Origin of the sequence: Hyphomonas atlantica corrig. (genome assembly GCF_017795365.1) — a bacterium.
GTDB lineage: Bacteria > Pseudomonadota > Alphaproteobacteria > Caulobacterales > Hyphomonadaceae > Hyphomonas > Hyphomonas atlantica.
The window spans coordinates 2848120-2872944 of record NZ_CP051254.1 but is presented as its reverse complement, the minus strand read 5'-3'; the positions used below and the strand labels follow the sequence as shown (position 1 = coordinate 2872944).

Here is a 24825-nt window from a genome sequence, read left to right as displayed (position 1 = left end):
AGAGGGTCAGAGAGTCAGAAGCAGATAGAGGGCAGGGATTGTCACCATTGCAAGCACCGTCTCCACCGCAATCAGATTGGCGGCGAGTGTTGCATCTCCGCCGAGTTCCTTCGCCAAGATGTAGGAACTTGTCGCCGTGGGTGTCGCCGCGCAGATCAGGGCGATAATCAGCGGAACGCCGGTTACGCCGAGCATGAAGCAGAAGGCCACGGCGAAAGCTGGTAGTCCCAACAAGCGCATCAGTGACCAGCCGAGCGTGCGAACTCCGGCCCGCTTCAAGGCAGACAAATCCACACCTGCGCCAGCCGACAACAGGCCCAGCGCGAGCGCCGCATCGCCCAGGATACGCATGCTGTCGTCGATCAGGCGGGGCAGACTCGTATTCGCCCCGGCCAGCGCAAGCCCGACAATGCAGGCGAGCACGATGGGGTTCTTGAATAAAGCCTTGAACGGGTTCGGCTTAGGCGTGTCATGCGACTCTGCGTGGGCAATCAGCGCATAGACCGACAATATGTTTGCCGCCGGGATCATTACGGCGGCTGCGATCGTGACCAGGGCGAGGCCTTCCTCGCCAAACAGAAGACTGCCGATGGAGAGGCCGATCATCGTGTTCCAGCGGACGTTGGACTGTATGACAGAACCGACTGCTGGCCCGGGCATATTGGGCAGGAAGCGACCGCACCAGCCCACACCTGCCAAGGCAAACTGCGCGAGGATCAATGCGCCAGCCAGGCCCCACGGCGCTTCTTCAAAGGGGGCGTTTGCCAATGTCCGCACGATCAGAGCCGGGAACAGGACCACGTAGGACAGGCGTTCGATGGCTCTCCAGCTGTCGACTGGTATCCAGCGGCGGACCGACAGGATGTGGCCGAGCGATACGATCGCGATGACCGGCAAGAGAGCGTAGAGAAAGCCCGTCATTTATCTTGAGCCAGTTTCTGCAGCGCGTCGTTCAGGATGACGGCGGCGGCAGAAGCGTCGATGCGCTCGGCGCGCCGTTTTCGCGAAAGCTCTGCTTCGATCATGGCGTTCTCGGCTTCGACCGTCGACAGGCGCTCATCCTGAAACAGGATCGGCACATCACGGCGCTTCATGATGTGCCAGGCAAGCGCGCGTACGGATTGGGCCCTCGGACCTTCTGAGCCATCCATATTGAGGGGCAGTCCCATGACGATCCCGACGGCAGCCCGATCGTCATAAAGATGGAATAGCCGGTCCAGAACCGGAGCGAGCTTCTTGCCACGCGGAATGGTTTCGACAGGGCTGGCAAGCATACGCAACCCATCCGCAGACGCGATACCCAGCGTCTTCGTGCCGGGGTCGATTCCGATCAGGGCGCCTGTCTTCGGAAATTGGTCTGGAGCAGTGATGGGCATGAACAGCCCACATAGCGCCTTGATGCCGTGTTGCCTATGGCGTATTCGAGCGGCTCGATTTGAAGAGTTGGAGTTCACCCATGTCTGTTACCAAGGATGATGTTCGCAAGGTTGCCCGCCTGTCGCGCATTGCCGTAACCGACGCCCATGCCGAGGAACTGGTCGGCGAGCTGAACGGCATCCTGAACTGGATCGACCAGCTGAACGAAGTCGATGTGGACGGTGTTGAGCCGATGACATCCGTGGTCGAGACGACGCTGCCCATGCGCGAAGACGTTGTCACTGATGGTAACATTCAGGATCAGGTTCTGGCGAACGCCCCACGAAGCGAAGATGGATTTTTCGTCGTTCCAAAAGCGGTTGAATAGTCGTCAGACAATCTCGTCCGCATATTCCTCATAGTTTATCAGGATTTCCTCGTTCTGCGGAATGGCTGACCGCGCTGACAGTGTGACGGTCTGCGCAACAGCATCCACACAGAAATCAGCGTTGGCATTGGCGCTGTGATTGCACATGGAGATTGGGCCGAACGCCACCGCCGTACGGGCGCGCCCTTCGGCATCCTCATCAACATGAAAAACGTAATGGTGGATGAGAGTATTCTTGATCGCAGCTGTGTCTTCAACGCTCAGGATGAGTAGGGGGTAGACGGCGATCAACTCTCCCGTCTCAAAGGAAACGGCCGCGAACAGGCCGCGACCGTGAAAAGGGGAGTTGCGCACCTCGACGGGCGAGGCATATCCGGTTTTCTGCATGACTCATTCTATCATGAGCCGTGCATCGCGCCATCAGGATTCGGTGTCTTCCTCCGAAGATTCGTCATCTACAGGCGCGTCTGCCTCAGCGTCGGGATTCCATTCGTAAATACCATTCACCAGACAACGCTGCCGTGAGAAGGAAGACGTCTCTCCAATATCCGACATCGAGTCCGATACGATCAGCGCGTCGCTCTTGCGCAAGCATCCCCCTGTCGAGTCCAGACCGATGCGCATTGCATGATCGAGTGGGGCGCACGAGGTAAACACTTCTACAAGATAATGTTTCCTGCCATTTCTGAGCACGACCGTGTCGCGTGTTGTCTCACTGAAGCCATCGATAGATGACGCAAAGCATATGCGGTCGACTTCTTCGCCCAGTCTCGGGTCGTCGGCGTAGCGCTCGGCACCACGTAGCCGCGTGTCGTTCGTCTCATTCGTGGCGCAAGCTGCCAAAATGGTGGGCAGGGCAAAGCTGATCAGGATGGCGCGCATGGGAGGTCTCCAGATGGCTTGAGCGACTGATGGCACGGTGCGCCGGATCCGGGCAACTGACAAGAAGGCTCACGAACACTTGAACTTTTGTGCCAAGCCGTCATAGCAGGCGGGCAGATATCTTCTCAGGATTTCCGATGACCGAACTGACCAAGCTTACCCTCGCAGCAGCGCTCGACGGCCTGAAGGCCAAGGAGTTTTCCTCGCGCGAGATTACCCAGCAATTCGTTGACGCCATTGAGGGCGCGAGAACGCTGAACGCCTATGTGGTTGAGACGCCGGAAAAGGCGCTGGCCATGGCCGACGCTTCTGACGCAAAGCTGGCCAAAGGTGAGGGCGGAAAGCTGGAAGGCGCGCCGCTTGGCATCAAGGATCTGTATTGCACCAAGGGTGTGCGCACGACGGCGTGCAGCAGTATTCTGGGTGAGTTCACGCCGACTTACGAATCCACCGTCACGCAAAACCTCTGGGATGAGGGCGCTGTGATGCTGGGCAAGCTCAACATGGACGAGTTCGCTATGGGCTCTTCCAACGAGACGTCGCGCTTCGGACCGGTTGTGAACCCTTGGCGCCGGAAGGGCGACAATCGCGATCTGACGCCGGGCGGATCATCCGGTGGTTCAGCTGCGGCGGTCGCTGGCGACCTTTGCCTGGCAGCGACGGCATCTGATACGGGCGGATCCATCCGCCAGCCGGCTGCGTTCACGGGAACGGTTGGCATTAAACCGACCTATGGCCGCGCCAGTCGCTATGGCATGGTGGCTTTTGCCTCTTCGCTCGATCAGGCCGGGCCAATCTCCAAGACCGTGGAAGACAGCGCCATCCTTCTGGAAGCAATGTGTAGCCACGACATGAAGGATTCCACATCCCTGAACGTAGAGACCCCTGACTGGCGCAGCGATGTGTCCAAAGGCGTCAAAGGCATGCGGATTGGCATTCCGAAAGAATACCGAATGGACGGCATGTCTGCCGAGATCGACAAGCTGTGGGAACAGGGCATTGAGTGGCTGAAAGTGGCGGGTGCGGAGATTGTCGATATCTCCCTGCCGCACACGAAATACGCTCTGCCCGCCTACTATATCGTAGCGCCTGCGGAAGCTTCATCGAACCTCGCGCGCTATGACGGCATGCGTTACGGTGCGCGGGTGGATGGTGATAATCTCACGGCGACGTATGAGGGCACACGCGCCGGTGGTTTCGGGGCGGAAGTCCAGCGCCGCCTGATGATTGGCACTTATGTGCTTTCGTCTGGGTACTATGATGCGTATTACCTGCGCGCACAGAAAGTCCGCACAAAGATTTTGAACGATTTTGTTGATGCGTTTGATAGCTGTGACGCGATCCTGACGCCAACCTGCCCAAGCCCTGCCTTCGCGTTCGGCGAAAAGAGTGGCGATCCGGTAGAGATGTACTTGAATGACGTGTTCACAGTCACGGCAAACCTGGCAGGTCTACCTGGCATTTCCGTACCTGCAGGATTGTCTGACAGCGGTCTGCCGCTTGGTCTGCAGGTAATCGGCAAGGCACTGGACGAGGCGGCCTGCTTCCGCGTCGGCGGTGAACTGGAACGCGCAGCCGGCTTCGTGGCCAAGGCTGACAAGTGGTGGTAGGTTTCGGGGCATGACCCGTTTCCTGATCCTGTTTGTTGTCTTGCTGGCTTTCAGCATTGCTCTGATGGCGGCGATGTTGGCGCAGTATGGCTACAGCCTGTTTGCGCCTGAGATGCGGTCCATGCTGCTCGTGGCGTTTCTTGTGGCGGGTTATGTTTCATTCCGCATTTCCCGCATCATTGATCGGCGTAAACAACGCTTGGAAGATCATCCAAAGCCGGGCGGCGCGGGGAAGTCCAAACTGTCCGGCCTGTTTTCTGGCAAGAGCGCCGCGCAACAGGCACGCGAGGCGCGCGTCGCCGCGCGGCGCAAGAAGCTCGTCGAAGCGGGCAAGCTCGAGGAAGAGGTTCAGCCTGACGCGGCCGCTGAAAGTGAAGATGCCGGGCCGACACGGGTTTCTCAGGCAGCCCCCATCAAGGACCGCATGGCTGCGCGCGCGGAGCGGGTGCGCCGCGCCAAGGAAGCCGGCAAGCTGGACTGATCAGGCCTTGGACGGCTTCAGCCCACGCGCGGGTTGAGCACCGGGGCGCACCACGATCTGTTCAGACTGGATTGGCTCCGCCGCGTTTCCGCCTGGCCCGGAGTCGTCATCATCGTCCTTGTCAGAATCCCGTTCCGTCACTTTGGACAGGTAGATGCCGATGCCAACCAGCCCGCCCACTGGGCCGCATTGCAGCATCATCGCGAAGATCCAGAGCAAAGGCATGTCCAGATCCATGCCCTGAAGCGACATCAGCAACAGGATGAACAGAGCTGATCCGACAGCCACGCCGACGGCGAATCCCAGGATCAGGTGTTTCAGGAAGCCACGAACGACGGGCTTTTCCTCTTCGCTCGAGGCATCCATGATCATTTTGAAGACCATTTTGACGCTCCGTTTTCCTCCACACTGGGGATTATTCGTCGATATCCCGGAAATTGGAAGGGCTGGAGCCATTGCGGTGGTATTCACGGCTCGACAGTGCGGCGGTCCGGCGGCTAGAACAGCGCGAAATCTTACTGCCAGCAGGGAATGCTATGTCCGCGCGCACACCATATGTCATCAAGGGCGAAACCGGCGATTGGGAACTGGTTATGGGCCTGGAAGTCCACGCTCAGGTTTCCTCCAACGCGAAACTCTTTTCCGGCGCTGCTACAGCCTTCGGCGCGGACCCGAACTGCAATGTGTCGCTCGTGGATGCGGCCATGCCGGGCATGCTGCCGGTGATCAATAAATTCTGCGTTGAGCAGGCGATCCGCACGGGCCTTGGCCTGAAAGCGCAGATCAACACTTATTCGCGTTTCGACCGGAAGAACTATTTCTATCCCGACCTGCCGCAAGGCTATCAGATCAGCCAGTTCGCCCATCCGATTGTTGGCGAAGGCGAAATTGATGTGGATGTCGAACCGGCGCATGGTGGCGACGCCTATTCATTCCCATGCCGTATCGAGCGACTGCATCTGGAACAGGACGCCGGTAAGTCAATCCATGACATGGACCCGAACTCCACCTATGTGGATCTCAACCGTTCTGGCGTTGCGCTGATGGAAATCGTTTCCATGCCGGATGTGCGCTCGCCGGCTGAGGCGGCTGCTTATGTCAAAAAGCTGCGGGCCATCGTGATCGCGCTTGGCACCTGTGATGGCGACATGGAAAAGGGCAATCTGCGCGCCGATGTGAACGTGTCTGTCTGCCGTCCTGGCCAGTATGAGAAGTTCCGCGAAACCGGCGATTTCAACCATCTCGGCACACGCTGCGAATTGAAGAACATGAACTCGTTCCGTTTCATCCAGCAGGCCATCGAATATGAAGCCCGTCGCCAGATCGAAATTCTGGAAGATGGCGGCAAGATCGATCAGGAAACGCGGTTGTTCGACCCAGTAAAGGTCGAAACGCGTTCCATGCGCTCGAAAGAAGATGCGCACGACTACCGCTATTTCCCGGACCCGGACCTGCTGCCGCTGGAGGTTGAGCAGGCCAGGATTGAAGAAATCCGTGCGTCCCTGCCGGAACTGCCGGACGAGAAGCGGGCGCGCTTTGAGGCGGATTACAGCCTGTCTCGCTACGATGCGGGTGTGCTCAGCGCCGATGCTGAGAAAGCCGACTTCTTTGAGGAAGTTGCCAAGGGCCGCGATCCGAAGCTAGCCGCCAACTGGGTGACGCAGGAATTGTTCGGCTATCTGAACAAACAGGATATCGACCTGGCTGACAGCCCGGTGTCCGCAGCGAGCCTGGGCGGCCTGATCGAGCTGATCGCGAACGACACGATCAGCGGCAAGATTGCCAAGGATGTCTTTGCCCGGATGATCGAGGGCGAAGGTGAAGCTGCCGAGATTGTCGAGAAGCATGGGTTGAAACAGGTGACCGATACCGGCGCCATCGAAGCCGTTGTTGATGAGATCATCGCCGCCAATCCTGAGCAGGTCGCTCAGGTCAAGGAAAAGCCGAAGACAATGGGCTGGTTCGTTGGCCAAGTGATGAAAGCCTCCGGCGGCAAGGCCAATCCGAAGGCAGTCAACGATATCCTGAAGGCAAAGCTGGGGCTGTAAGACCTTACAGCTTTTCCTTGATGCGTTCGGCCAGCGCGCCGAGCGCCTCCATGTCTGCCATCTCGCCTGAGCTGTGCCGACCGAGCGCCACCTCTTCCCAGCGCGGGATGATGTGGAAGTGCAGGTGGAAGACGGTCTGGCCGGCCGGTGCGCCATTAAACTGGGTCACCACGAGGCCGTCCGGGGTGAGGGCCGCCTCGACGGCTTTTGCGACTTTCTGAACGGCCTGCATGTATGCGCCGAGCTTTTCTGTCGGCATATCGAGCAAATTGCGCGCTTCCACACCTTTCGGCACGACCAAGGTGTGGCCTTCGCTTTGCGGGAAAACGTCCATGAACGCCAGTGCGGCTTCGTCTTCATAGACTTTGACGGCGGGCATCTCTCCGCGCAGGATTTTTGCGAAGATATTGTCGGGGTCATAGGCGGCGTGAAGAGTCATGAAGATGCTTTCGATATGTCTTGAATTCGTTGGACGAGCTCATTCGCCCTTCTTAAAGGGTGTTCGCTCCGACAGATAGTCCATGTCGGATTCCACGGCTGCGCGTTCGCGCTCGAGATAGTCCGCGATGGCGTTGCGCAGGCCGGGATGGGCGATCCAGTGCGTGGAATAGGTTGGGACAGGAGCGTAGCCTCGCGCCAGCTTGTGCCCCCCTTGCGCGCCTGCCTCCACAAAGGTCAGATCATGTTCGATGGCGTAGTCGATAGCTTGATAGTAGCAGGTCTCGAAATGCAGCATTGGTCTGTGTTCGGTGCATCCCCAATACCGACCATAGAGCGTATCTGACCCGATCAAATTCATTGCCGCGGCTATCGGTTCGCCTTCGGACAAGGCATATATGAAGAGCAGGTCATCTGCCATGCGTTCCCGCAGCAGGGTGAACGTCTTGCGGGTGAGGTAGGGCGAGCCCCATTTGCGTGCGCCAGTATCCATGTAGAAAACGTAGAACGCATCCAGATGATCTTCGGTGATTTCGTCGCCGCGGAGATGCAGGAAGTCGAGCCCTTCTTGAGCTTTCTTCCGTTCCTTGCGCAGATTCTTGCGCTTGGCTGATGACAAGTCTCCAAGAAAGTCATCGAACGAGCCGTAGCCACGATTCTGCCAATGGAATTGTTGGTCCGTGCGCAGCAGAAGTCCGGAATCGGAGAGCAGGTCGGATTCTTCGGGCGTCGCGAAATTTATGTGCAGCGAAGAAAGGCCATTCTGCTCTGCCAACTGGATTGCGCCCGAGAGCAGCGCCGTTTGCAAACGCGTTTCGTCCGGTCCGGGGCGAACAAGCAAGCGCCGTCCGGTGACGGGCGTGAAGGGCACGGCCGAGAGCAATTTCGGATAGTAAGCGCCGCCCGCATTTTCGAACGCGTCGGCCCAGGAGTGATCAAAGACGAACTCGCCCCGAGAGTGGCTTTTCCCATACAGCGGCATGGCAGCCTTCAGCCGGCCCGCCGCGTCGCGGATCAGGACGTGGCGCGGCATCCAGCCGGTGTTCGGCGTCGCTGCGCCGGAAGTTTCGAGCGCGTCGAGAAAGTCCCACTTCAGAAAAGGATCGAACCGAAGCCCAGGCGGATTGGCGACCGCATTCCATTCATCCGGATCGACCTCCGCCATGGCTGAGGCAAAACTCAATTTCAGCGCGGTGTCATCCATGATCGGAATCTAGGGCAAGGCGTAAGCAGAAACCAGTGCCGGATCGAGATGTTCGAAGATGATGGCGACATTTTCATGAACTGCGATGCGCACCTCGTCGAGCGTGCGAACTGTCCAGCAAACAATCGGATAGTCGTCTGGAACATGAGCACGGATGCCGTCGACATCGGTGATGTTGATGGCGACATAGTCGATATGATCAGCCAGAGCCCGCTCAAGAATTTCATTAAACCGCTCTCTGCCGATCTTGTGGGACGGGCCGATTAACTGTCCGCGCATAACGTCCTTCGGCAGAGCGCGAACGGCCGGTTCCGAAAAGCTCATTGCAGCGGCTAGCCCCGGATAAGTTTGTAACATCTTTCCTGTTTTGCGACCGAATTCTTGAGGGTCTGTTTGCCCATCAATCTTCATTTCGGTCAGCAAGGGCAGATCATGGTGCCAGCTTGCCAGCAGGCTCTCAAAGCTGGGCAGGTTGTGCGCACCGGCAATTTGTACGTTGCGCAAGACGTCGATCGACTGTTCTTCGACCCGGTCCGGCCGCGATGCCATACGCTCAAGCGTTTCATCATGATGGATGACCGGATCGCCACCCGATGCGGGCCGGATGTCGAATTCCATGCCCAAGCCATGCTTCGCCGCTGCATCAAACGCAGCATGCGTGTTCTCCGGCGCCTCGTGACCTGTCCACAGGCCGCGATGCGCGTAGAGATAATCAGCCAGGACGAAGCGTTTCGCCATCTAGTCTGCGATTTCGAATATGCCGTCGATTTCGACTGCCACACCCAGAGGCAGTTCGGGGCAGGATACTGCCGACCGCGCATGGCGGCCCGCGTCTCCGAATACATCCACCATCAGGTCTGAGCATCCATTGATGACTTGTGGAATGTCGGTGAAGCCCGGCTTCACATTTACGAACCCGCCAAGTTTCACCACGCGTTTGATGCGTGACAGATCTCCGACGGCAGCTTTGCATTGCGCAATGAGATTGATGCCGCAGAAGCGTGCGGCCTGTTGGCCGGCTGACAGCTCCATGTCTTCTCCCAGGCGGCCCTTGATAAGGCCGTCGGATGAGGCGCTCACCTGACCTGAGACGAACAGCATGTTGCCGCTGATGACATAAGGCACATACGTCGCCACCGGCTTCATGGGCTCTGGGAGTTCAATACCAAGTTCATCGAGGCGGGATTCGGGGGTCGACATGGGATTCGCTCCTTGGAAATTCGATCTGGCTTTCCCTAGACCGCTATCCGGTTGCGCGCAAACCCGTTTCAGGAAGCGGCTTTTTTGGCTCGTGCTGATCGTCCCGTCATTACGGCATCGGCACCAAATTTCTCCCGCGCGAGGTCTGAAGCGCGCTCGGCCGCCGCCCGTTTCGCAACGAGCGGGTCAAGCAGGTCAACGGAATCTGCGCGATGTTCGGAAAGGTCCGAAATACCGATGCCTATCAGGCGGAACCGGGTTCGGCCGTTGGCTTCTTTCGCCAGCAAGATCCTGGCACTTCGAAACAGCGTTTGCGCCAATTGTGTGGGCTCTGCCAGGGAGAGCCGACGGGTGAGTGTGCGGAAGTCGGCTGTCTTGAGCTTGAGCGTGATGACGTTGCCCACAAGACCGGTTGCCTTTGCGCGATCCGCCGTCTTGACGCAAAGCCGCCAGAGCTGATCCTCCAGCCATGCAGTATCAGACATGTCTTTGTGGAAGGTTGTCTCAGAACTGACGGATTTACGTTCTTCATCGTTTCGCACAGGCCGATTGTCGATGCCGTGGGCACGGTTCTTCAGCCACATGCCGGTTTCACCATACTTCCCGATCAGCTGGCGAAGCTCTGTTCGTTGCAGGTCTTCAATCGTGTCGTAGCCATCCAGTGAAAGCTTCTTCGCGAGTTTCGGGCCTATGCCATGAATGAACCCGATAGGCTTTGGTGCGAGCAGTGCTTCGGCTTCTTCTGCGGCGATGACAGCAAAGCCCTTGGGTTTGTCGAGCTCGCTTGCCGTCTTGGCGAGGAATTTATTGACCGATAGGCCGATTGAGACCGTGATCCCGACATCTCGCTCAATTTCGGCAGCAAGACGGGCCAAAGACACCGCAGGGGGCGCCTTGTGGAGTGTGTTCGTGCCCGTGAGATCAAGATATGCTTCATCCACGGATACGGGCTGTATCATCGGAGTCAGTGCCTGCATCTTTTCCCGCACCTGCAGGCCCGCGATCCGGTATTTTTCGCTATTAGGCTTGATGACCACCGCATCCGGGCAGGCTTTCAGCGCCTGAAACATCGGCATGGCGGAGCGAACACCATACAGCCGCGCAATGTAGCAGCACGTAGCCACCACGCCGCGTTTTCCACCGCCCACAATCACAGGCTTGTTCTTCAGGCTCGGATCGTCGCGCTTTTCAATTGCTGCAAAGAAGGCGTCACAATCCAGATGAGCGATCCCCAACTCGGCCAGCCGACTATTTCGCACCAGTCGCTCATGACCGCAGGACGGGCAGGCCGGCGCGTCTTCTTCAAACATATGAAAGCAATTGCGGCAGAGCGTCGTCATGGTGGTTTGTTCTTGCCATGTTCTATCGATTCAAGCAATCAATGCACGGCTAATCTGTAAACCAGTGTTAACGATTCTGGGTGTAGCTGGCAGAAGAGTTCATAAAATTGGCCCGAATCACAGGCATCAGAGGTGTCATGGCGCAGTCGCAAACCAGGAAAGTACTGGTGGTTGAGGACAATGAACTCAACATGCGCCTCTTTTGCGACTTGTTGGATGCCTACGGATTCGAGACTTTCCAGTGTCGTGATGGAGCAAAGGCGGTCGAGATCGCACGCCGCGAACAGCCTGACCTTATCATCATGGATATTCAGCTGCCCGAAGTTTCCGGTCTGGATATTACGCGTTGGCTGAAAGATGACGACAAGGTCGCCCACATTCCCGTCCTTGCGGTAACCGCCTTTGCGATGCGCGCGGACGAGAAACGTGTTCGAGAAGCCGGATGCGAAGGCTACCTGTCCAAACCGATCCAGATTGCAACTTTCATCAAGGCGGTTGAGGCACTCATGCCCAAGGAGGCGGCGTGACCGCGCGCGTCCTCGTCGTAGACGACATCGAGGCGAACCGGCGCTTGCTGCAGGCAAAGCTCGAAGCCCAATACTACACCGTCATTCTCGCCAAAAACGGCATCGCAGCGCTACATGCTGTGGAGAAGCACGAGCCGGATATCATCCTGCTTGATGTGATGATGCCTGGCATGGACGGATATGAAGTCTGTCGCCGCCTGAAGGCAGATCCCGCGACCGCCCATATCCCTGTCGTCATGGTGACGGCTTTGAATGATGTCGAGGACCGAATTCGCGGTCTTGATGTCGGTGCCGAAGACTTCCTTACAAAGCCTGTGGATGATTTCGCCCTGATGGCACGAATGGGGGCGCTGACGCGCTACAACGCCGTGGCATCTGAGCTGCGCCAACGACAGGCTTCAGGACTGCGCGCAGGCGTTGATAACAGTGATTCCGTTAGCGTTCAGGACAAGCCTGCGCGTCTGTTCGTCGTCGATGACAACCAGCGTATGGCCACGCGTATTGCCGATATGCTGAAAACGGGCGGGCATTCAGCCTTCACGCTTCATGAAGCGGGCGGCATGACAGGGCTGAACGAGCTTGGCGTTGATATCCTGGTCTTGTCGATGCTGAGCGACCGGTATGATGCGCTGAAGCTCTGCGCGCACTTCAAGATGAATGAGGCAACGCGGGCGATTTCCATTCTGCTGATCAGTGATCCGGAGGACCGTCAGCGCGCTGGCAGAGGGCTGGATCTTGGCGCTAGCGATGTGATCTTCACACCGGTCGACAAGCAGGAATTGCTGGCGCGGGTGCGCACACAAGCGCGCCGAAGCCGGTATATCGAGATGTTGCGCGAGCGAGTCGACCGCGGACTGGAACTTTCAGTCATAGACCAACTGACCGGGCTCTATAATCGTCGCTACATGAACAATCAGCTCGAGCAGCTCTTGCAGCGGTCCAAAATGGGCGGACGCCCTGTTTCGGTCATGATGGCCGACATTGATCATTTCAAGTCGGTCAACGACACGTACGGGCATGATGCTGGGGACGAAGTGCTTCAGGAAGTGGCCAAGCGGCTGAAGACGAATAGTCGTGTCATGGATGTCGTCTGTCGCCCGGGCGGTGAGGAATTCATGGTCATCATGCCGGAAACACCTGGCGGACTTGCCTGCGCTGCGGCAGAGCGAATTCGTCTCGCGGTGGCCGCTTCGCCTTTCAAGATCTATGGCGGCGCGAAGGAAATCACCATCACACTCAGCGCTGGCGTCTCTACGGTGAACGGTCCGAGCGATACGATCGCCGACCTGACGAAACGCGCGGATACGGCGCTGTATCAAGCGAAGTCCGCTGGTCGCAATCGGGTTGAAAGTATCGCAGCCTGATTGACTTGAGCCGCCGCGCGCCTCAATCCGCTTCGGATGACTGACCGGTTCTCGGCATTTCGCCATTCTTCCTATCGCAGATACTTCCTGTCTCGCTTCCTGACATCGCTGGCCGCGCAGATCGTATCTGTTGCCGTCGCCTGGCAGATGTATGACGAGACCCAAAGCGCTGCGCTGTTGGGATGGATCGGTCTCGTTCAGTTTCTCCCCGCACTCCTATTGGTAGTCGTGACCGGTGTGGCGTCGGATCGTCTGGGGCGGCGCAATGTGATGGGCGCTTCGGTGAGTGTGGAACTGCTCTGCGCGGCGGTGATTTTGACGCTGGCTGTAACCGCACGATTCGATCCGCTGATCGTACTGGCGACGTTGACTGTATTCGGTGTGGCGCGAGCGTTCTACACTCCAGCGTCCTCGAGCTTGGCGGTGAATCTCGTCCCACGAGAGGACTTCGCAAATGCCGTCGGTTGGCTGGCTTCCTCTTGGCAGACTGCGTCAATCCTCGGCCCGGTCGCCGGGGGGCTTTTGTATGGTGTTTCAGCGGGTTTTGCGTACGGAACGGCCGTGTCGCTTTTTGCGATTTCAGCGCTGCTCATCTTTTCGATTCCAAAGCCGGAGCAGAAGATCGAGCGCGAGCCGACCACGTTGAGTGTCCTACTCGGTGGCTTCCGCTACGTGTTCAATCAGAAGATCGTGCTGGGCGCGATTTCGCTGGACCTGTTCGCCGTATTGCTTGGTGGGGCTGTGGCGCTGCTGCCGATCTATGCACGCGACATTCTGGAGATCGGGGAGGAGGGCCTTGGCTTGCTCAGAGCCGCGCCAGGCATCGGTGCGCTTCTCATGCTGGCCATTATCACCATTTTCCCGATCAAGGATCATGCCGGCCTGATCCTGTTTGTCTCGGTGGCCTGTTTTGGTATCGCGACGGTTGTGTTCGGCCATTCGAACATTGTCTGGCTTTCTATCGTAGCGCTCATATTCGTGGGCGCGTTCGATATGGTTTCAGTCTACATCCGCGAAATCCTGCTTCAGCTTTGGACGCCGGATCAGGTGAGAGGGCGGGTCAATGCCGTAAACTCCATTTTCCTCGGGGCATCTAACGAATTGGGCGAGGCGCGGGCCGGCTTCATGGCGGCGAAGTGGGGCGCTGTGTTCACAGTTGTGGCAGGTGGGTACGCGGCGGTGGGTGTTGCTGCGGCCTGGTCAGTCCTTTTCCCCGGCATCCGCAAGACACGTGATCTGCATCATGGCGTGCCGGAAAAATAGGCAACAAAAAACCCGCTCTTGCGAAGCGGGCTTTTCGAAACAATGCATGAAAAACAAGGATCTTACTTGATCTTGCCTTCCTTGAACTCGACGTGCTTCTTCGCGATCGGGTCGTACTTACGCTTGACCATTTTCTCGGTCATGTTGCGCGGGTTTTTCTTCGTCACGTAGAAGAAACCGGTGTCGGCCGTCGAATTCAGGCGGATCTTGATGGTGGCTGGTTTGGCCATGACGAATGCTCGCTTGTGTTAGCGTCTGAAACTGGAAAGCGGCTTAATGACGATGTGCGGGCCGGAAGTCAAGCGCCATTGCTGCTAGAGGCGGTCGGTTGTGTGGCCGCTGCGGGTCCAGCGCAGGAAAGGCGGCCCCCTGTTGAGCGATGGCTTGTCAATCCGCTCCTCGATTTCCCCCAGCATGAACCGTGTGACATTGGGCAAATCCAGATCCAGCGCGTCTTTCAGCGTCACCCATTGCAGGTCCGACAACTCAGCGCCATCGACTGGCGGCCGCTCGTCGATCAGGGCCTCTTCTGCATCCGCCATGAAGAAACGCGCATCGAATCGCTTCGGCCGGTAGGGTGGCGTGATCGCTCGGCCAATGAAGGTCAGGGGTGAAAGATGTGGCGCGGCGTCCAGATCGTGAAAAGGCTGCCAGCCAGTCGGATAGCGCGCCGGCATTTCCGCTTCACGAGCCACCAGAAGGCCTGTCTCCTCAAACGTCTCACGGATTGCCGTCAGGCCGAAGGCACGCGGCTTGCGGCGGCTCTGGATGCGCAGGAGGCGTTCCTGATGAGGTTCGAACTCGCACCACGACACGGCCTTGCCATCCTGAGGGTCCACGCGACCACCTGGAAAGACATATTTGTCCGGCATGAAGGCATGGCGAGCGGAGCGCTTGCCCATGAGGACTCGCGGCTGCTCGGCGTCTCGGCGCACGAGGATCAGCGTTGCGGCGTCCTTGGGGCGGGGGCTGCGCTTTCGCGTTTCGATGACATCGCCATCATCTTCCTTGTCGAACGCTGAACCCATCAGCGTATTTGAATGAGGATTCGAGGTCATGTCCACGTTAATTCCGGCGCTTGCGCTTATGCTTGGGCAGCGTCTTCTTGTTGAATTTCGGTTTGCCGGACCGCTTGCCTGTTGGCTTGCCGGGGCCTGAGCGTCGACGTGAGTGGTGGCCGTTATCTGTTTTGGCGCGTGCTTCCCGGCGGCCCTTGGGGGCGGGCATTGGGTCGGAGAGCATTTCCAGCAGCAAGCCACCTTGAAGCGGCGTCACTTCTTTCAGTCTTACGCGCACGATCTGGCCAAGCCCGTAGGTCTTGCCGGAGCCGCGCGCATAGATTTGCATCGCGGCTTCATCCAGCACCCAGTAATCATCCGAAATCGATGAGATAGGTACGAAGCCGTCCGCGCCGGAACCTGCCAGCGCGATGAACAGGCCCGCGCCGGTAACGCCCGTGATGCGGCCTTCAAACTCGCTTCCGACCCGGTCTGCCAGGAAGATGGCGAGGTAGCGATCCGTTGCCTCTCGCTCGGCTGCCATGGAACGGCGTTCGGTGTCGGATATGTGCTGCGCCATTTCTTCCAGCCGCGCGGCCATGTCTTTCGACAGGCCATCAGGTCCGAGGCCCAGAGAAGCGATCAGAGCGCGGTGGACGATCAGGTCTGCATAACGACGGATCGGTGAGGTGAAGTGAGCGTAGCGCACGAGGTTCAGGCCGAAATGCCCAAGGTTTTCTTCCGAATAGATCGCCTGGGCCTGAGTTCGCAGCACCATTTGCGTGACCATCTGGTCGTAGTCGCTGCCATCAATCTCGCCGAGTAGACGGTTGAAGTTCTCGGTCTGCGGGCGTTGGCCGATGTTCCACTTCATGTCGATAGTCTGAAGGAATTCGGCAAAGGCCGCGATCTTTGCGTCGGTTGGCGTGTCGTGGACGCGATAGATCAGCGGGCTGTTCTGCTTTTCCAGGGATTCTGCGGCTGCGACGTTTGCCTGAATCATGAATTCTTCGATCAGGCGATGGGCCTCGAGCCGTTCTTTGGTGATAATGCCATCAATCTCACCTTCCTCGGTGAAGAGAATTCGCCGCTCCGGCAAATCCAGATCCAGAGGAGAGCGGCGATCCCGCGCCTCTGCCAAGGCGGCGTATGCGCCCCAGAGCGGCTTCAGGACGGGCTCCAGCATCTCTTCGGCCTTGCCGCCCGGTTTGCCGTCAATTGCAGCCTGGGCCTCCTCATACGACAATTTGGCGGCTGACTTCATCATGCCGCGAATGAATCGGTGAGAGCGCTTTGTGCCGGCTTTGTCGAAGATCATCTCCACCGCCATGCAGCGGCGCAGTTCGCCCTCGCGCAGGGAGCATTCATCTGCCGAAAGTTCGAATGGCAGCATCGGCACGACGCGATCGGGGAAATAGGTGGAGTTGCCACGTTTCAACGCTTCACGGTCCAGCGGCGAGTCCGGCGTGACAAAGGCGGCCACATCGGCAATGGCGACAATAACTCGCCAGCCATCATCCAGCTGTTCGGCGTAGACGGCATCATCATGGTCGCGGGCGTCGTGCGGATCGATTGTGATCAGCGGAATTTGTGTCAGATCTTCGCGTTCGGCGGGAGCCGGTTTGGGATTTCGGGCCTGTTCCAGCGCAGCCTCGGGGAAGTCGACTGGAATACCATGCGCATGGATGGCCAGCAGGCTGGCCGAGCGAGGATCGCTGATATGGCCAATGACTTCCTGAATGACGCCGAGATTGGGGCCATATTGGCGGCGGCCTTGCGGCTTGGGCGTTGTGATGACGAGATCGCCATCTTCCGCCCCGTTCCGGTCGGCTTCCTGGATCAGGAACTCGCGGCGCTCCTTGCGGTTGGCGGGGGTGACCTTGCCGCCGCGTGGGCCTTGTGAGTAGAGGCCGACCAGCGAATTGGTGAGGCGCTTTTCCAGCACCGTCAGTGCGCGGGCCTTCCACTCGCCATCTTCCTGCTTGATCTTGCAGAGCGCTCGGTCGCCTTCACCAGGCTCGGTGGCCTTGCCCTTCGGCTTGCCGGACAAGCCAGTGTAGATGATGTCGGGCCCAAACGGACCATTGTCGCCCACGGCCTTTCCAATCAGGTCGCCGTTTTCATCGGTGTGCGTGAACTGGACCACGCCTGTGGGCGGGGGACGGTCAGCCTGGGCCCAGGCGCGTTTGCCGGTTCGCTCCAGCGTGCCATCGGCTTCCAGCTCTTTCAGGATTTCGCGCAGTACAGCGCGTTCGCGGCCCTTCACATGCAGGCCGCGGGCAATTTCCTGTTTGGTCGTTGCGGTCGGATTGTCCCGAATGAAATCAAGGACGGTTTGTTTATCTGGGAAACTCATGAGCCCCATATAGGGGAAGTTGAAGGAAAATGCGCGAGGCTTTTCTGTGACGCGTGGAGTATGCGCTAGTCCAATGCTGCGGGAAGCGCCATGACATCGACCGGTTCAAGCGCGAATGAGCCCGCCTGAAACCCCCATTCGCCAGTCAGGACCTCATAATGCAAATGCCGTGGTATGGCGTATCCGGCGGTGTTGCCCATCAGGCCTAGCGGTTGGCCAGCCTTTACGGTGTCGCCTTCCTGTGTGTTTTCAAACGCTTCCAGATGGGCGTAGCGGGTGAAGACACCGCTTCCGTGATCAATCACAATCATGTTTCCATAATCGTTACGAAAGCGCTGGCGCCGGACCACGCCGTCAGCGGCAGCATAAACCGGCACGGCGTCACGATTGAAGAAGTCCAAACCTTTGTGGAGCGATCCGTTTCGTGGACCAAAACTGGACGACAAACATGCGCTCTCAACTGGTGCGGCAGCGAGTTTTACCGTGCCGGCCATGACGAACGGCTTGAAGTCTGTGACATTCAGCTCGTCGTCGACATTCGGCCCGAAACTGGGCGCCATGCCTTTGCATGCGGTAAGGGAAGGCAGATAGCCGAACGGTGCGGGTACGGGGGCAAGCGAGAGAAGTGTCGCAAATTCGGCGGTCTCGACGTCAGCAGACTCGACGGCAACTGGTTCACTGTCGATCCGGGTGGGAGTTTCGCGCACAAAACCGTCGTTTAGCTCCTGAACGACCAGGAGAGACGCGAGCGTTATCGCCCCCAAAAATGCGAACTTCTCAACCGTAGACATGGCGCGAACCTGCATGGTGCACGATACCTGCAATTAATCACTGGTTAACGAAGAGTTCAAAGACGAACCGCCGAGACACACGCCCGACGATCAGTCGTCTTTCTTTGCTGCCGCTTTGGATTTGGCGGGCGCCTTTTTCTTGGCGGGGGCCTTCTTCTTCGCAGGAGCTTTCTTCTTGGTGCCCTTGGCCGCCTTGGCGTTGATCAGTTCGATGGCCTGTTCCAGCGTGACCGTATCTGGAGTTACGTCTTTCGGCAGGGTTGCGTTGGTCTTGCCATGCTTCGCATACGGCCCGTAGCGGCCTTCGAAGATTTCGATCACGCCCCCATCGGGATGGTCGCCGAGTGTTTTCAGAGCCGTGCTGCGAGCCGTCTGCTTGGCGCGTTTGTCCGCGATCAGGGTCACCGCATGATTGAGACCGATGGTGAAAACATCTCCCGGATCCTTGAGGTTGGCGTAGGTCTTGCCGTGCTGAACATAGGGTCCGAAACGGCCGAAATTCGCCAAGATCGGCTCGCCATCTTCCGGGTGTTTGCCGACTTCGCGTGGCAACAGGAGCAATTCGACGGCGCGGTCGAGTGTGATGTCTTGCGGATTTTCCTTTTCGGCTTTCGTGAGCGAGGCGCGTTTCGGCTTGTCGTCCGTGGCCATCTCGACATAGGGGCCAAAGCGACCATTTTTCAGATATATCATCTGACCCGTCTCGGGGTGCAGGCCGAGTTCGTTTCCATCCGGATTGATCGCGGCCGCCGCATCGCCATCTGCGCTGAATTGGCGCGTGAATTTGCATTCAGGGTGACGGGAGCATCCGACGAACGCACCATAGCGGCCGAGCTTCATGGACAGCTCGCCCTCCTTGCATAGGGGGCATTGGCGCGGGTTTTCAATCGGGTTTCCGTCAGCGTCCTGGCGCGGGAACACATATGCGCCGAGTTCTTCGTTCAGCACATCCAGAACGGCTGACACGCGAAGATCCTTTGTCTCGTCAATGTCGGCAGTAAACTGTTGCCAGAACTCTTTCAGGAATGCCTTCCAGTCGAGCTTGCCATCGGAGATAATGTCGAGCTTCTCTTCCAGACCGGCGGTGAAATCATACTCGACATAACGCTGGAAGAAGTTCTCCAGGAACGCCGTGACAAGGCGGCCCTTGTCTTCAGGGATCAGCTGCTTCTTCTCAAGGCGGACATAGCCGCGGTCTTCGAGTGTCGACAAGGTAGAGGCGTAGGTTGACGGGCGACCGATGCCCAGCTCTTCGAGTTTCTTTACCAGTGACGCTTCGGTGTAGCGCGGTGGCGGCGTGGTGAAGTGCTGCGTAGCTTCGGCCTTCAGAAGGTCCGCATGCTGGCCTTCGTCCATTTTGGGAAGGCGATTTTCATCGTCATCATTATCATCACCCTCATCGCGGCCCTCTGTGTAGAGCTTGATGAAGCCGTCAAAGATCAGGACCTGACCGGTCGAGCGCAGGACGGCGCGCTGGTCCTTTGAGGTCATGTCGATTGTGGTCCGCTCGAACCGCGCAGCTTCCATCTGCGAAGCGACGGCGCGGCGCCAGACCAGCGTGTACAACTTCTTCAGGTCGCCATCGCCTTTATACTCTTCCGGGCGAAGGTCGAAATTCGTTGGGCGAATGGCCTCGTGCGCTTCCTGAGCGTTCTTTGCCTTGGAGGAATAACGGCGCGTCTTCTCAGGCAGGTATCGGGCGCCGTAATTCGACTGGATCATCGCGCGCGCTGCGGAATAGGCCTCTTCGGCCATGTTCACGCCGTCCGTCCGCATATAGGTTATGCGGCCTTCCTCATACAGTTTCTGAGCCGCCTGCATTGTGCGCTTGGCGGTGAAGCCCAGCTTGCGGGAGGCTTCCTGCTGCAGGGTAGACGTGATGAATGGTGGGGGAGGGTTTCGCCTGACGGGCTTGGCTTCGACAGAAGTTACCGAGTATCCGCCACCCCGCACGATCTCTAGTGCCTTGTCCGCGTCGCCTTGGTTGCCGAGCGTGAATTTCTTCAGGGTTTCGCCATCGAGGCTGTACAGGCGCGCTTCGAAATCCGTTCCATCTGGCGCACGCAGATTGGCCCCGACATTCCAGTATTCCTGTGGCTTGAAGAGTTCGATCTCGTTCTCGCGGTCGCAGACGATGCGGAGCGCGACAGACTGCACGCGGCCCGCAGACCGGCTGCCAGGCAGTTTGCGCCAAAGCACCGGCGACAGGTTGAAGCCGACGAGATAGTCCAAGGCTCGGCGTGCAAGGTAGGCGTCGACCAGTTCGCCATCGATCTGGCGAGGGTGCTCCATCGCCGTGGTGACGGCGTTCTTGGTGATCGCGTTGAAGACGACGCGTTCGACCGGTGTATCCTTTTTCAGGGCGCGGCGCTTGCGCAGGGCCTCGACGAGATGCCAGCTGATGGCTTCGCCTTCGCGATCAGGGTCGGTCGCCAGTACAAGCGTGTCGGCTTCCTTGAGGGCGGCAGCGATCTCGGAAATCCGCTTGGACGACTTCGAATCGGCCTCCCAGACCATCGCAAAATCATTGTCGGGATCGACCGAGCCATTCTTCGAAGGAAGGTCACGAATATGCCCGTATGAGGCGAGGACTTTATAGTCCTTCCCCAGATACTTGTTGATGGTTTTTGCCTTGGCGGGCGACTCGACGACGACAAGTTTCATGCGCTTACCTCTTTAAGGCGGCGAGAGATGGGCTCGGGAGACAGGCCCTGTCAAGGCCGGGCTATGCTTAGCCGTCTTCCCGATAGGCTATGAAGGTGAGAGTACAAAACAGAACAAACAGCGGTGGGCTCCAAGCCGCGATGATTGGAGGTGCAGCACCTGTTGCACCAAGGCTGGAGGAGAATTGCGTGAAGAAATAGAGACCCACAGCCGCCAGTGAGCCGATGGCGAGAAGCTGTGAATTTCCGCCCATTCGCTGGAGGCGCAGGCATACCACAGCGCCGATCAGGGCCATCGACACGAACAAGGCCGGCAGCGCCATCAGGGCGTTCAGGCGCATTCTGTATCGCGAGGCATCCAAACCCGCAGCTTGGGTCTGGCGAACGAATTTCGGAAGTTGCCAGAAGCCGATCGTGTTTGGGGAGGCGAACTTGTCCAGCAAGGTCGTGGCGTCCAGCGTGGTAGGTATGGCGAGATTGTCCTTGAACTCAGGTGGCTGGTTCGGAACGTTCTCGATCACGCCTTCCAACTGCCAAAAGCCGTCTCTGAGCACCGCGCTGTCGGCATCAATGCGCCGGGCGAACGCATAATCATTGGTCGGGCGACCGTCGGCGTACAGGCGTTCTTCCTGAATCATTTTCACGTCCAGAAGATTTACGCCTCCTTGCGCAACGCGTTGGGCGTGGATGACAATCTGGTTGGTTTCATCTCCCTGCCGTAGCCAGATCCCGGTATCAGATACCGCAAGGGTCGGTCGGCCTTCGTTCAGAAGTCGGTCGCGAGTTTGCTCGAAGGATTCGGTAAGCTTCGCCGCGAAAGGGTTCAGCACCATCATGGTGAAAAGGCCGAGCGCGATGCCCAGGATCATGACGGGCGTCAGAAATCGCCAAGCTGATATTCCGCTGGCGCGAATGATGGACAGTTCAGAGCGCCGATTGAGGCGGGTAAAAGCCATCATGGAAGCGATCAGCAGGGCGAATGGCAGGGTCTGCTCCACAATCTGGGGCAGCTTCATCAAGGACAGGTTGAAGGCGCCGAGTATGCTCAACCGGACATCGCCACCAACCGTTCGCAGCTGCTCGACCACGTCGATCATGAGGATCGCAAGTAAAAGGATACCCAGAACGAGCGCGAGACCCATCAGGCATTCCTTGAGAATATATCTCTGGATCTTCGAAAACAGCGGCATCAGCTGGCAGCTCCCGTCGGATTGCGGAACAGTTCCAGCGGCGGGCGCTCAATCTTGCCGAGATGGCGACCTCTCGCGAAGTAGATGTAGCTGAGCAAGCCAATCACGCCGAGTGGGGCAAGCCATTGCAATGCATTCAGCGGCGGGTCATTGGCGGCGGCGGACTGCAGGACAAGCTGAACAATCAATACTCCGATCGCGCCTCCAGTCGCCCATCCAATACGCTTGCTGTATCCCTTGCGGCTGAAATCCCCGCCCAGCACAGCATATATGGCCAGCAGAGACATCACTATGTTCAAGAGTGGCGTTGTCAGACGACTATGGGCTTCAGCCAGGAGGGCGTCAGCTTCCTTGAGTTCAAAATAGTTCGTGCGGTCTACGAAAAACAGCTCGTGCAAATATTTGTCGGAGGCTTTCAGGACGAGGTCTGAATCCTCTTTCATGAATTCCGTCAAATCGAAGGGGTACTGTTCGAATTCAAGAATGGACAATTGATTGTTGGCGTCGAGTTGCTGGCTGATGGCATCCCTCAGCAGGAGGGTAGGGCTGCCTTCGTACTCGATCAGCGCGGCGCTTCGGGCGAGAATGTCTGTCGGGTTTTCCGGATCGGTCATGTCGGAAATCAGAACGCCGCGCAGTTCGCCGCCTGACTGCTCCCGCGCATAAAACGTGAGCCGTTCTCCATTGGAGGTGAATTGTCCGGGGCGGATCAGTGCAGCGGCCAGATCAGCACGCGCTTCAGCGACGGTTTCTCGCATGGCCCGCTGAGCCATCGGCTGGATCCAGAGGTTCACGGTGAGATGCGCGACAACGCAGAGTACAGCCAGTCGGAGTATGGGCGAGGCAACCTGCCAGCGCGTCATTCCTGTAGCCTGAGCGACGACAATCTCACTGTCCTTGTGGATCCGGTTCAGCGACCAGACGCTGGCCACGAACAGGGCCAGAGGCGTCAACAGGGCGATGATCTGTGGCGCGCCAAGCATGACAATATAGAAATATGTCAGAGCCGACTGCCGGTTTTCAAGGATCAGGTCAGTGCGGGAAAGCCCCTGAGCCAGCAAGGCGAGCATCGCCAGTCCGCCGATGATGATAACCACAGCTCGCAGCACTTCGAAAAAGAGGTATGTCTGGATCTTGGTCATAAGGCGAGCGGCGGGCTTTTCGCAGAATCCTTCAGAAAGGGGTGATATTTCCCTAGCTAACGAGTTGCGCAACGCGCGTCGACGTTTAGTTTCCGCTGCAAATGGAGAATCCTCACATGAAAATCACTTTTGCTGATAGCGCGAAGGCCAACATTGTTGCCTTTCTGGTAGATGAAGATGGCGACCTTTCCACCGCCGCCGCAGCTTTTGATGAAGCGGCAGACGGCCTATTGTCCGAAGCGGTGCAGGGTGGCCGTTTTACCGGTAAGAAAGACCAGCAGGCGCTTATCGTTTTGCCAAAAGGCAACGAATCCCGCCGGGCCGTACTGATCGGGGGTGGCAAGCCGGACAAGCGCGATGCCCGCGTTCTCGAGGGGCTCGGTGCAAACCTCTACAAAACCCACTCAGGCAGCGGTTTCAAATCTCTGGCCATTCATGCTGGTTCTGCCGAAGACGCCGCGCGAATGGCGCTGGGTGCCAAGCTCGCATCCTATCGGTTCGACACGTATTTCACGAAGCTGAAGGAAGAGCAGAAGCCGAGCGTCGACACCGTTACGTTTGTTGTTGACGATGTACCTGCGGCTGAAGCGGCGTTCCTGCCGCTTTCGGCAGGGGCAGATGGAACGTTCCTGGCCCGTGATCTGGTGAATATGCCACCGAATGACCTTTACCCAGCCAGCTTCGCAGAGAAATGCCGCGAACTCAGCCAGCATGGCGTTGAGGTCGAGGTTCTGGGCGAGGAGCAACTGGCCAAGCTTGGTATGAACTCCATGCTCGGCGTAGGTCAGGGCAGCGTGAAGGAAAGCCAGCTGGGCGTCATGAAGTGGATGGGCGGCGCAGAAGGGGATGATCCGGTCATCCTGATCGGCAAGGGTGTTTGCTTTGATACAGGCGGAATTTCGCTCAAGCCGGGCGCCGGAATGGAAGATATGCGCGGCGATATGGGCGGCGCGGCGGCAGTGACCGGAACGATCCGCGCGCTGGCCGAACGCAAGGCAAAGGTCAACGTCGTTGGGCTTGTCGGCCTCGTCGAGAACATGCCGGACGGCAATGCGATCCGTCCAGGTGACATCCTGAAATCTGCGTCTGGTCAGACGATTGAAGTTCAGAATACCGATGCTGAAGGCCGGCTCGTCCTGTGTGACGTGCTCTGGTACGCGCAAGAGCATTTCAAACCGAAAGCGATGGTCGACCTCGCTACGCTGACCGGGGCGATTGTCATCTCGCTCGGCCATCATCATGCGGGTCTGTTCACCGAGAGCGACGACATTGCTGGCGAACTGACACAAGCTGGCCTGACGGAAGGCGAGCGCGTGTGGCGCCTGCCGCTCGGCCCTGAATACGACTCGCTCCTCAAGTCGAAATTCGCCGACATGCGTAACATCGGTGGCCGTGCCGCTGGCTCGATTACCGCGGCGCAGTTCCTGAAGCGCTTCGTGAAGGATGGCGTGAAGTGGGCGCACATCGATATTGCCGGTGTGGCCTGGGTCGAAGGCGAAAAGGCTGCGCATGATGTCAGCTGGGCATCCGGCTTCGGTCCGCGCCTGCTGGACCGCTGGATCGCCGACAATTACGAGAACTAAT

At 58.2% G+C, this 24825-nt stretch carries 25 protein-coding genes; 8 read left to right on the top strand and 17 right to left on the bottom strand.

Going from position 1 to position 24825, the window contains the following annotated elements; all coding sequences use genetic code 11:
- Positions 1-6: 6 nt before the first annotated feature.
- Positions 7-921, bottom strand: coding sequence for an AEC family transporter (locus HF931_RS13885; protein ID WP_035552305.1), 915 nt, complete (start codon positions 919-921; stop codon positions 7-9).
- Complete coding sequence (ruvX, locus tag HF931_RS13880) at positions 918-1376, bottom strand: Holliday junction resolvase RuvX (protein ID WP_035552302.1); 459 nt, start codon at positions 1374-1376, stop codon at positions 918-920. The genes HF931_RS13885 and ruvX overlap by 4 nt, the downstream gene beginning before the upstream one ends.
- A gap of 80 nt (positions 1377-1456) precedes the next feature.
- Between ruvX and gatC the strand changes: the two genes are divergently transcribed.
- Positions 1457-1744 carry an Asp-tRNA(Asn)/Glu-tRNA(Gln) amidotransferase subunit GatC gene (gene gatC / locus HF931_RS13875; RefSeq protein ID WP_035552299.1) on the top strand — a complete coding sequence of 96 codons (288 nt, stop codon included), beginning with the start codon at positions 1457-1459 and terminating at the stop codon, positions 1742-1744.
- A gap of 3 nt (positions 1745-1747) precedes the next feature.
- Here gatC and HF931_RS13870 read toward each other — a convergent pair whose 3' ends face one another.
- A complete protein-coding gene (locus tag HF931_RS13870; RefSeq protein WP_051602702.1) occupies positions 1748-2131 on the bottom strand; it encodes an SET domain-containing protein in 384 nt (127 codons plus the stop codon).
- 33 nt (positions 2132-2164) lie between these two features.
- Positions 2165-2626, bottom strand: coding sequence for a DUF6491 family protein (locus HF931_RS13865; RefSeq protein WP_035552297.1), 462 nt, complete (start codon positions 2624-2626; stop codon positions 2165-2167).
- Positions 2627-2763: 137 nt separating this feature from the next.
- On the opposite strand from HF931_RS13865, the gene gatA reads away from it, so the two are divergent.
- Entirely contained in the window at positions 2764-4236 is a 1473-nt protein-coding gene (gene gatA / locus HF931_RS13860) for an Asp-tRNA(Asn)/Glu-tRNA(Gln) amidotransferase subunit GatA (RefSeq protein WP_035552294.1), read from the top strand.
- Positions 4237-4246: 10 nt separating this feature from the next.
- Positions 4247-4717: a hypothetical protein gene (locus HF931_RS13855; RefSeq protein WP_035552291.1), complete on the top strand. Its 471-nt coding sequence runs from the start codon at positions 4247-4249 to the stop codon at positions 4715-4717.
- Here HF931_RS13855 and HF931_RS13850 read toward each other — a convergent pair whose 3' ends face one another.
- Positions 4718-5101: a hypothetical protein gene (locus HF931_RS13850; RefSeq protein WP_035552289.1), complete on the bottom strand. Its 384-nt coding sequence runs from the start codon at positions 5099-5101 to the stop codon at positions 4718-4720.
- A 152-nt stretch (positions 5102-5253) separates the two neighbouring features.
- Between HF931_RS13850 and gatB the strand changes: the two genes are divergently transcribed.
- The gene (gene gatB, locus HF931_RS13845) at positions 5254-6765 is read left to right on the top strand and encodes an Asp-tRNA(Asn)/Glu-tRNA(Gln) amidotransferase subunit GatB (protein WP_273240542.1); all 1512 of its coding nucleotides are present in this window, start codon (positions 5254-5256) and stop codon (positions 6763-6765) included.
- A gap of 4 nt (positions 6766-6769) precedes the next feature.
- Here the strand turns inward: gatB and HF931_RS13840 are convergent, their stop codons facing one another.
- The 5 genes from HF931_RS13840 to HF931_RS13820 form a co-directional block, all read right to left on the bottom strand.
- Positions 6770-7204 (bottom strand): HIT family protein, encoded by a 435-nt coding sequence (locus HF931_RS13840; protein ID WP_035552282.1) that lies wholly within the window; start codon positions 7202-7204, stop codon positions 6770-6772.
- 39 nt (positions 7205-7243) lie between these two features.
- A complete protein-coding gene (locus tag HF931_RS13835) occupies positions 7244-8407 on the bottom strand; it encodes a GNAT family N-acetyltransferase (RefSeq protein ID WP_051602701.1) in 1164 nt (387 codons plus the stop codon).
- Positions 8408-8416: 9 nt separating this feature from the next.
- Complete coding sequence (locus tag HF931_RS13830; protein ID WP_272982664.1) at positions 8417-9145, bottom strand: glycerophosphodiester phosphodiesterase family protein; 729 nt, start codon at positions 9143-9145, stop codon at positions 8417-8419.
- Positions 9146-9607 carry a RidA family protein gene (locus tag HF931_RS13825; protein ID WP_035552276.1) on the bottom strand — a complete coding sequence of 154 codons (462 nt, stop codon included), beginning with the start codon at positions 9605-9607 and terminating at the stop codon, positions 9146-9148.
- A 68-nt stretch (positions 9608-9675) separates the two neighbouring features.
- The gene (locus tag HF931_RS13820; RefSeq protein ID WP_273240540.1) at positions 9676-10947 is read right to left on the bottom strand and encodes a DNA polymerase IV; all 1272 of its coding nucleotides are present in this window, start codon (positions 10945-10947) and stop codon (positions 9676-9678) included.
- 137 nt (positions 10948-11084) lie between these two features.
- Here HF931_RS13820 and HF931_RS13815 point away from each other — a divergent pair, with 137 nt between their 5' ends.
- From HF931_RS13815 to HF931_RS13805, 3 genes are read left to right on the top strand one after another with little or no spacing between them, the layout of a single operon-like run.
- The gene (locus tag HF931_RS13815; protein ID WP_035552273.1) at positions 11085-11474 is read left to right on the top strand and encodes a response regulator; all 390 of its coding nucleotides are present in this window, start codon (positions 11085-11087) and stop codon (positions 11472-11474) included.
- The gene (locus HF931_RS13810) at positions 11471-12838 is read left to right on the top strand and encodes a PleD family two-component system response regulator (RefSeq protein ID WP_273240538.1); all 1368 of its coding nucleotides are present in this window, start codon (positions 11471-11473) and stop codon (positions 12836-12838) included. The genes HF931_RS13815 and HF931_RS13810 overlap by 4 nt, the downstream gene beginning before the upstream one ends.
- 36 nt (positions 12839-12874) lie before the next feature.
- Positions 12875-14101: an MFS transporter gene (locus HF931_RS13805; RefSeq protein WP_035552268.1), complete on the top strand. Its 1227-nt coding sequence runs from the start codon at positions 12875-12877 to the stop codon at positions 14099-14101.
- A 62-nt stretch (positions 14102-14163) separates the two neighbouring features.
- Here HF931_RS13805 and rpmG read toward each other — a convergent pair whose 3' ends face one another.
- The 7 genes from rpmG to HF931_RS13770 form a co-directional block, all read right to left on the bottom strand.
- Entirely contained in the window at positions 14164-14331 is a 168-nt protein-coding gene (gene rpmG / locus HF931_RS13800) for a 50S ribosomal protein L33 (protein ID WP_027836255.1), read from the bottom strand.
- Between the two features lie 84 nt (positions 14332-14415).
- A complete protein-coding gene (locus HF931_RS13795; RefSeq protein WP_273240536.1) occupies positions 14416-15159 on the bottom strand; it encodes an NUDIX hydrolase in 744 nt (247 codons plus the stop codon).
- 7 nt (positions 15160-15166) lie between these two features.
- Positions 15167-17455 (bottom strand): ribonuclease R, encoded by a 2289-nt coding sequence (gene rnr, locus HF931_RS13790; RefSeq protein WP_035552575.1) that lies wholly within the window; start codon positions 17453-17455, stop codon positions 15167-15169.
- Between the two features lie 65 nt (positions 17456-17520).
- The gene (locus tag HF931_RS13785; RefSeq protein ID WP_162175985.1) at positions 17521-18246 is read right to left on the bottom strand and encodes a M23 family metallopeptidase; all 726 of its coding nucleotides are present in this window, start codon (positions 18244-18246) and stop codon (positions 17521-17523) included.
- Positions 18247-18336: 90 nt separating this feature from the next.
- Positions 18337-20910, bottom strand: a complete 2574-nt coding sequence (topA, locus tag HF931_RS13780; protein ID WP_035552266.1) for a type I DNA topoisomerase — start codon at positions 20908-20910, stop codon at positions 18337-18339.
- Between the two features lie 67 nt (positions 20911-20977).
- Positions 20978-22099 carry an LPS export ABC transporter permease LptG gene (gene lptG, locus HF931_RS13775; RefSeq protein ID WP_035552263.1) on the bottom strand — a complete coding sequence of 374 codons (1122 nt, stop codon included), beginning with the start codon at positions 22097-22099 and terminating at the stop codon, positions 20978-20980.
- Positions 22099-23241 (bottom strand): LptF/LptG family permease, encoded by a 1143-nt coding sequence (locus HF931_RS13770; RefSeq protein WP_273240531.1) that lies wholly within the window; start codon positions 23239-23241, stop codon positions 22099-22101. The genes lptG and HF931_RS13770 overlap by 1 nt, the downstream gene beginning before the upstream one ends.
- 116 nt (positions 23242-23357) lie before the next feature.
- Here HF931_RS13770 and HF931_RS13765 point away from each other — a divergent pair, with 116 nt between their 5' ends.
- A complete protein-coding gene (locus tag HF931_RS13765; RefSeq protein ID WP_273240529.1) occupies positions 23358-24824 on the top strand; it encodes a leucyl aminopeptidase in 1467 nt (488 codons plus the stop codon).
- Position 24825 lies beyond the last annotated feature (1 nt).